Below are 7297 nucleotides of genomic sequence, written 5' to 3' on the forward strand. Positions count from 1 at the left end.
TGGTGGGCGGGGGGCGCGGGCCGACCTCCCCGCTGGGCCAGGGCCTCCCCGAGCCAGCCCCCGGTGCCCCCGCCGGGGCCGCCCGCGGCGGTCCGCGGTGACGACGGTGAGCCGCTCGTGCTGCAGGGGGAGGCGCGCCGGGTCCCGGACGGCGGCGGTGACGCGGTGCCCGTCGGCCAGGGCCAGGCGGACGAGGTGGCGCCCGATGCCTCCGGTGGCGCCGAGGACGGTGAGTTTCATGACCCCTCCCAGGGGTGGGTGAGCGAGGATGGGTGAGTGTGGGTGGGTGAGTGCTCACTTACGTTCTCCTTCGATGGTGGGTGAGTGCTCACCCACCTGTCAAGGTACGCTGGGGCCCATGACGCGCGAGGGAACGCCGGAGAGCACGCACGAGGGCGCCGAGCCCCTGACCGGAGGGGCGCTCACCCGGGCCCGGGTGCTCGACGCCGCCGCCCGGCTGCTCGCCACCGTGGGCCTCACCCGCACCACGACGAAGCAGATCGCGCGCGAGGCGGGCTGCTCGGAGGCGGCGCTGTACAAGCACTTCCGGGACAAGGAGGAGATCTTCGTCCGGGTCCTGCGCGAACGCGCCCCCCGCCTCGCCGACGCCGTCGCCGAGCTGCCGGACCAGGCAGGGCAAGGCACCGTCCGTGAGCACCTGGAGACGCTGGTCCGGGTGGCCGTCCCGTTCTACCGCCGGTCGTTCCCGATGGCCGGCTCCCTGCTCGCCAGCCCCGAACTGCTCGCCGCCCACCGCGGCAAGCTCGGCGACGCCGGCCCGCACCAGGTCGGCGTCCACCTCGCCGAGTACCTGGCCGCCGAACAGCGCCTCGGCCGCGTCCCGGCCGCGCTCGACCCGCACGCGGCGGCGCTGCTCCTCATCGGCGCGTGCTTCCACCGGGCGTTCCTGGAGGTCTTCTACGCCGACGAGGCCCCGCCCGGCGTGTTGCTCCCGCCGACGACGGAGGAGTTCGCGACGGAGACGGTCCGCGCCCTCCTCGACGGCCTCACCCCGCGGGCCTGACCCCGGCTCACCACCCGTTGTCAGGCCCCGCTGTCAGGCCCCGTTGTCAGTGGCAGCGCCTAGATTCTGGGGAGTCGGCGGGCGGGCGCAGCGTCCGGGCCGCCGACGGAATCCAACTCCGTTGCCCGAAAGGGGTGTTCGCCGTGCCCGTCGCCGTGGATGAGCAGGTCACGTACATGGAGCTGTCGGAGGACGCCGGCACCGCGCACAAGTTCTACGAGGTGCGCGTCGCCGACTGCGTCGTGACCGTGCGCTACGGGCGGATCGGCGACGCCGGGCAGGTGAAGGCGACGAGCTACCCGAGCCCGGAGAAGGCCGCCGCGGCCGCCGCCAAGAAGGTGGGGGAGAAGGTCCGCAAGGGCTACGCCCCGGCCGTGCAGGGCGTGCGCCAGCGGCGCGCCACCACCCGGCGGCAGATCGTCAGCAGCCGTTCCACCGCCCGCCAGGCGCCGCTGCTGTGGCGCTTCCGCTCGGGCTCGCCCGCCTTCGGCATCTTCGTCGGCGAGGAGCACGCCTGGGTCGGCAACGAGGCCGGCGACGTCTACACGCTCACCCACGACGGCGAGGTGACGGGCCGCTTCGGCCTGCCCGACGGCGTCAAGTGCATCGTCGCGGACGACTGGTGGATCTACGCGGGCTGCGACGACGGCAAGGTCTACGACCTCGGCGGCAAGGTGCCGCGCGTCGCCTACGAGATCGCCGAGGACGTCGACATCTACTGGCTGGACATCCATGACGGCGTCCTCGGCGTCGCCGACGAGCGCGGCGGGCTGACCACGGTCGACCACGAGGACGAGTTCCAGTGGCGCCGCAAGGCCGAGGGCCGCGACGGCTGGATGGTGCGCTGCGACGCCGACGGCGTCTACCACGGCCACTCGCGCGGCGTCGCCCGCTACGCCTCCCGCGGCGGCGACCAGCTGTGGCACGCCGACACCAAGGGCGCCGTCCTGTTCGGCTGGCAGGTGGCCGACGACGTGTTCGCCGGCACCTCCCGGGGCTGGGTGCACCGGCTGCGCAAGGCGGACGGCGCCGAGGTCGCGGCCTACCGGTGCGACGCCGCCGTCTTCTCCTGCGCGGCCTCGCCGGACGGCGCGTACGTCTTCGCCGGCGACAACCACTCATCGGTGTACTGCTTCGCCGCCGACGGCACCCGGCTGTGGAAGCTCGCCACCGGCTGCGGATCGGCCTACAGCATGCAGTACCGCGACGGCCGGCTCTACCTGGTGACCACCGACGGCTCGCTGGCCTGCCTGGACGCGAGCGAGGCCGCCATCGGCGCCGCCGAGGCCGGCACCCTGCCGCGGACGGCCGAGGTGCGCGGCGCCGACGTCGAGCGCGTGCTGCCGGGCCGGGCGCTGGAGACGGTCGCGGCGGGCGCGGGCTTCGGCGGCGTGGAGGTGGAGTGCGTGCAGGACGGCGCCCGGCTGCGGGTGCGCGTCGTGTCGGCCGGGTACGACCCGACCTGGCGCGTGCAGTTCCCGAAGGACGTCCGGGTGGCCGGGGCGCGCTACCTCGTCGCGGAGGTCCACGAGTCCGCAGGCGGCGGCTTCTACCGGGCCCGCGGGGACATCAAGCGCTTGCTGTGAAAGGCCACTTGCCGCTCACGCGAGCGTCTCGCAGAGGTTCTCCACCCGGTGCTGCACCAGCACCTGCGGCTGCCCGTCCGGGTGGACCAGCAGCGTCACACCGCCGCTGAACAGGAAGTCGCCGGGGGCGTGGTACGGGTTCCCGGCGCGGACGCGGGCGGAGATGTGCGAGTCCTTCGGGATCAGCCACAGGACGCTGTGGTCGGGCAGCTTGTACTCGGTGGCCTTGCCGCTCTGGTCGCGGTCGACGCTGCGCCCGCTGTCCACGTTGGTGTAGCGCAGCACCAGCGGGCCGCGCCACAGCACCTCGGCCGGCGAGCCGTCGGGGTAGCGGGCGGCGACCTTGGTCTCCTCGCCCTCCACCAGCACCCCGATGTGCAGGTGGAACGGGCAGAGCGCGCCGGCCGGGAAGTCCTCGTCGCCGCTCGTGTACGGCTGCCAGCCGTCGTCACCGCCCGTGCGGGCCTGAGCGGTCGGGGCCACGGTGAGCAGTGCGGCGGCCAGCGCCGCGGCGACGGCCAACGGTCGGGCGGCCCGGCGCAGGAACATGACGGGCAGGGACAAAGCGGGCAGGGACATGACGGGCCTCCTGGCGTGTCACGGACGAGAGAGGGGTGCGCGCCCCCTCCCCCGCGGGGGGCGCGGTGGCTATCGTCGAACGGCGGACGCGTCGCCCGCGATGCTTTCGGCCGAGGCCGAAACCGACCAGGCCGCGACGACGGCGGAGGGGGCACGGTGCTGCGGATCCACTTCACCGCCGAGGACCTGCTCGGCGTCCGCTTCGCCGACGGACCGGCGCCGCTCCTGGAACTCGGCCTCGCCGTCGCGATGCTCCAACGCCACGACGGCGGACCGGGGTTCGCCCGATGGCGCCGCTCGCTGAGCACGCCCCGGGCCCGGGCCGCCGTCGCCCCGCTGCGGCAGCTCGTGCCGCCCAGCGGCGCCGGTCCGCTCTTCCTCGACCCGCCGAGCGACGGCCTCGACCAGGGCCTGGAGACCGTCCGCAGCTCGACCGGCACGCTCGTGCGCCGCGAGCTGACCCGCGTCACGACCAAGGGCGGGCTGCCCGCCACCACCCTGCTGCGCCACCTCGCCGACCAGGACCAGGACGCCTGGCAGTACCTGGAACGCGCCATGCGCGCCGCCTACCCGGACCTCGTCGGCGCCGTCTGGCCCCGCCTGCGCACCGGCTTCGACACCGATCTCGCCTGGCGCGCCCGCGTCCAGCGCGAACACGGCCTGCGCGGGATGCTCGCCGGCCTCCACCCGGGCAGCCGGTGGCGCGGCAGCGTCCTGGAGATCCCCGTCGAGCGCGAGGTGGACGTCCGGCCGGGCGGCACCGGTCTCGTGCTGATGCCCTCCGCGCAGTGGACCGGCGGCCCGCTGGCCGGCCCGTACCCACTGGGCACGCTGCTCGTCTACCCGGCCGTCACCCCGCTGCCGCTGCTCCCGGAGAGCGGGCCGGACGGCGGCCCGCAGGACGACCCGATCGCCGCCCTGCTGGGCCGCACCCGCGCGGCCGTCCTGCGCCTGGCCGACCGCGAGCCCACCACCAGCCAGCTCGCCGCGGAGCTCGGCATCAGCCTCGCCTCCGCCTCCGAACACGCCCGCGCGCTGCGCCGGGCCGGGCTGGTGACGACCGTCCGCAGCGGCCGGGCCGTGCGCCACAGCCGGACGGGGCTGGGGCACCGGCTGCTGTCACCTTGACCCGGTGTCAGGCGTTGCAGATCCCGCGCGCGTAGTCGACCGTCGCGGTGGCCTGCGAATACTGCCACTGCGGCGACAGGAGCTGCGCGTCCAACTGCCCGGCGGCCGCGCGGTCCTCGACGACGTACCCGAAGTCCTGGAGCCAGGCCGGGTAGAGGTTCTTGGAGCCGATGTAGAACGCCGAGCCGTCGACCGAGACCAGCTTGTGGTGCAGGGCGTACGGGTGGCCGTCGGCCCAGGTCGCGGCCGGGGTGGCGCGGAAGCTCGCGAGCTGGAGGTTGCGGCACATGGCGGTGCGGGCCTGTCCCTGGTCGCCGAGGCGGGCGGCCAGGCGGGCCTTGAGGACGTCGCTGATCTCGTTCAGCGACTTGATCTGCGAGTAGCCGCCGCTGCCGACCGCGCCGCGGTTGGCCGGGTCGCTGACGACGATGCGCACCTTGACGCCGTCGGCCAGCTTGGCGGCGAGCAGGTCGTAGAGGCGGGCGTCGTAGTGGGGCATGGGCGGGCAGGTGCCGTTGAGGTCCTGCTGGGAGATCTCGATGTGGCTGCCGGCGGCGCCGACGAGCGCCCGCAGGGCGTTCTCCTCCGGGTTGACGGTCTCGTAGTCGCGGTCCCCGTTGGTGTTGTCGTGCAGGCCGACCGGGCCGCACTTCACGTCGGCGGGGTCCGGGAGGTCCCCGGGCCGGTACGCCGAGGCCGGGTCGGAGGCGCGGATGCCGACGCCGAGGCCGCCGACGGCGATCACCGGGACGCCGCCGGTCGCGGGCGCGTCCTCGGCGGCCGGGTTGAGCCGCTGCTCCAGGTCGGGGGTGCACGGGGTGCCGCCGGTGGAGGCGAACCACGCGGCGGAGAACGTGCCGGTGTTGCGGCAGGTCCAGTCCCACAGGGTGTCCAGGTAGGCGCCGGCGGAGGCGGCGGCTGGCCCGTTCAGCGCGAGGTCGACGTCCGAGACCGGGTGGCCGGTGTCGAGGTAGTCCTTCTTCCAGTTGTTGATGCCACCGGTGATGACGGTCCGTCCGTCGACGACCAGCAGCTTGGAGTGGTTCCAGGAGAAGGCCGTCTTCGACGTGGTCATCGAGGCGACTTCGAGCGTGACGGCCGACGCGGCGTCACCGAGCCTGGCCACCAGGTCGTCCCGGTACTTCGACGGGAGGGCGCCGATGTTCAGCAGCGGTGCGGCGCCGGCCAGGACCCGCACGTGCGGCCGGTTCCCGGCGGCGACGGAGGCCTTCAGGCCGGCCGCGATGGCGTCCTGGAAGGCGCCGTCCGGGAAGGGCGCGAGGGTGGATATGTCGACGGTGCGGGTGGCGCGGGAGATGTTCTCGCGCATCTTGTCGAGCAGGCGGCGGGTGCCGGGCCGGTCGGTGCAGGACGGGTCGCCCCAGCAGCCGGGGGTCTGGAGCAGCCAGGCGCCCGGGTCGTCGGCCGGGGCGTCGAGCCGGTTGCCGGCGGTGCGCTGCCAGACGGATCCGTCCAGGCCGGGCGAGACCTGACGCAGGGTCGCCTCGACGGCGTCGAGGTACGGGGTGGCGCCGGGCTGTGCGGGCGCGGGGGCCGGGACTGGGGCGGATTCGGCGACGGCGGGGGTCGCGGTCAGGACGCCGAGGGCGGCGGTGAGCGCGAGCGCCGAGGCGGCGGTCCGGCGGAGGGAAAGGGTGGGACGGTGGCGGTGCATGTGCGAGTCCTTCACGAGGGTCCGGTGATATTCACCCGGTTGACCCCGTAAAATTACCTTAATTTAACCCTATCGCGTGTCAGGACCCCATCAAGGCGCGGCTTTCGGCCATGCACCGGACGGCGATGCGCAGGACGGCCACACGCAGGACGGCCACACGCAGGACGGCGGCGCCCGTCCGGGGCGCCGCCGTCCACCGCCTCACGGCAGGTACGTCACCGCCGGGAAGTCGCGCGACGGCCCGTCGAGCAGGTGCCCGCCGCGGTGGCGCAGGTGCTCGTCGAAGAACGCGAGCGGGTACGCCTGCTGGATCCGTACGGCCTCGTCCGGATCGAGGGTGCCGATCACGTCCTGGAGCTGCTGCGGGGTCCAGCCGAGCAGCTGCGCCACCTGCGGGTACAGCGCCTGGCTGTCGCCGTAGGAGGAGTGGAGGGCGCCCTGGGCCTGGATGTTGAGCCGCCAGCCGCGCAGGTGCTCCCAGAACTGCTCGGCGGTGGGATCGGTGGCCCGGGTGAACTCGGCGGTCATCATCATGAACGGCCGGTCCAGATCGCCGCTCAACGCCGGGCGCATCTGCATCGGGCCGTCGAGGCTCAGCCCGGCCCGGATGCGCCGGTCCGTGAGGGTGGCGCACGCGGTGGCCGTGCCGCCCTTCGACCAGCCGAACGCGCCCATGCGCTGCGGGTCGAGGGAGCCGAGCAGCCCCTTCGGCAGCTCCCGCCCGTCGACGTCCGGATTGCACCCGGCGGCGAGCTGCTCGGCGCAGTCGAGGAGGAAGCGCAGGTCGGCGGCGAAGTCGCCCGGAGCCGTGGGCGTGTTCGGGCCGCCCATGGGGACGGCGATCCGGCCGTCGGGGAACTCCGTGAACGAGTCGTAGGCGTGGGCGACCGTGATGACCGCGTACCCGTGGCTCGCGAGTTCCTGGACCATGATCGTGTGGTCGCCCTGGTGGCTGTGCGCGCCGTGCGCGTACACGACGACGGGCAGCCGCCGGCCCGACCGCCGCACCGGGGCGCCCGTGTGGCCCGAAGTGAGCGGCGCCAGCGCGGGATCGAGGGCGACCCCGACGTCGGAGAGGAGCGCCTTGAGCGCGCCGGCCGGCATCCAGGGCGCCACCGGGTACCGCTCGACGTCCCGCGCCGGGTACCAGACGGTGGCCATCAGCTCGCGGAACTTCCCCGGCCCGGCGATGGCGTCCGGTCGCGACCGGTCGACCAGGTGCAGCCGCACCGGGCCCCCCCGGTGCGGCCCGGGGGGCGCGGGCCCCGTCAGCCGCCCCGGGGCCGGGCGCGTATACACAAAGGG

At 74.4% G+C, this 7297-nt stretch carries 7 protein-coding genes; 3 read left to right on the plus strand and 4 right to left on the minus strand.

From position 1 onward, the window contains the following. A partial coding sequence (locus ACFV4F_RS32695) for an NAD(P)H-binding protein (RefSeq protein WP_380508000.1) occupies positions 1 to 240 on the minus strand: 240 nt, incomplete at its 3' end. 118 nt (positions 241 to 358) lie between these two features. Here ACFV4F_RS32695 and ACFV4F_RS32700 point away from each other — a divergent pair. After that, positions 359 to 1024 (plus strand): TetR/AcrR family transcriptional regulator, encoded by a 666-nt coding sequence (locus tag ACFV4F_RS32700; RefSeq protein WP_380441448.1) that lies wholly within the window; start codon positions 359 to 361, stop codon positions 1022 to 1024. 143 nt (positions 1025 to 1167) lie between these two features. Then, the gene (locus ACFV4F_RS32705) at positions 1168 to 2610 is read left to right on the plus strand and encodes a WGR domain-containing protein (RefSeq protein WP_380495716.1); all 1443 of its coding nucleotides are present in this window, start codon (positions 1168 to 1170) and stop codon (positions 2608 to 2610) included. Positions 2611 to 2625: 15 nt separating this feature from the next. Here ACFV4F_RS32705 and ACFV4F_RS32710 read toward each other — a convergent pair whose 3' ends face one another. Continuing rightward, on the minus strand, positions 2626 to 3189 hold the full coding sequence (locus ACFV4F_RS32710; RefSeq protein ID WP_380495718.1) for a hypothetical protein: 564 nt from the start codon (positions 3187 to 3189) through the stop codon (positions 2626 to 2628). A gap of 156 nt (positions 3190 to 3345) precedes the next feature. On the opposite strand from ACFV4F_RS32710, the gene ACFV4F_RS32715 reads away from it, so the two are divergent. Next, a complete protein-coding gene (locus ACFV4F_RS32715; protein WP_380508003.1) occupies positions 3346 to 4317 on the plus strand; it encodes an ArsR/SmtB family transcription factor in 972 nt (323 codons plus the stop codon). A 7-nt stretch (positions 4318 to 4324) separates the two neighbouring features. Here ACFV4F_RS32715 and ACFV4F_RS32720 read toward each other — a convergent pair whose 3' ends face one another. Then, positions 4325 to 5992: a phospholipase gene (locus ACFV4F_RS32720; protein ID WP_380508006.1), complete on the minus strand. Its 1668-nt coding sequence runs from the start codon at positions 5990 to 5992 to the stop codon at positions 4325 to 4327. A gap of 201 nt (positions 5993 to 6193) precedes the next feature. Beyond that, positions 6194 to 7297 (minus strand): alpha/beta hydrolase family protein (locus tag ACFV4F_RS32725; RefSeq protein WP_380508009.1); only part of this gene is annotated, 1104 nt, incomplete at its 5' end.

Source organism: Kitasatospora sp. NPDC059722, from assembly GCF_042733235.1.
In the GTDB taxonomy this organism is placed as follows: domain Bacteria; phylum Actinomycetota; class Actinomycetes; order Streptomycetales; family Streptomycetaceae; genus Kitasatospora.

What these genes read in the sequence shown, in the direction of transcription:
- ACFV4F_RS32700 (WP_380441448.1), top strand. Translation starts at nt 359, where the DNA reads ATGACGCGCGAGGGAACGCCGGAGAGCACGCACGAGGGCGCCGAGCCC.
- ACFV4F_RS32710 (WP_380495718.1), bottom strand. Translation starts at nt 3,189, where the DNA reads ATGTCCCTGCCCGCTTTGTCCCTGCCCGTCATGTTCCTGCGCCGGGCC.
- ACFV4F_RS32720 (WP_380508006.1), bottom strand. Translation starts at nt 5,992, where the DNA reads ATGCACCGCCACCGTCCCACCCTTTCCCTCCGCCGGACCGCCGCCTCG.